The sequence below is a fragment of the Gelidibacter salicanalis genome, assembly GCF_016469035.1.
GTDB classification, from domain to species: Bacteria; Bacteroidota; Bacteroidia; order Flavobacteriales; family Flavobacteriaceae; genus Gelidibacter; species Gelidibacter salicanalis_A.
On the sequence record NZ_JAEHJZ010000559.1, the window covers coordinates 1 to 234 of the forward strand.

At 47.4% G+C, this 234-nt stretch carries 1 protein-coding gene; it reads right to left on the bottom strand.

Annotated elements, in window-relative coordinates:
• Positions 1 to 234 (bottom strand): aldo/keto reductase (locus JEM65_RS22025; RefSeq protein ID WP_199603912.1); only part of this gene is annotated, 234 nt, incomplete at both ends.

The following is a 234-nucleotide window of genomic DNA, read 5'->3' on the forward strand; positions in this document are numbered from 1 at the left end:
CTCCAATCTCCTTGATCCTGTTCATGAGTGGTTGAAGCTTGGTGAGGAACTCAGGGGTATATGTGTTTGCTCGAGGACCGGTAGGAGGTTTTTCTGGAGTGTATTTTCCTGACAGAACACCTTGGGCTATTGGGGAATAAGCAATCAGGGTGATGCCAAGCTCATCACAAGCTGCCTTCACACCATTCAACTCAGGAGTCCTGTATATTAGGCTGTAGTTCACTTGGTTTGCAG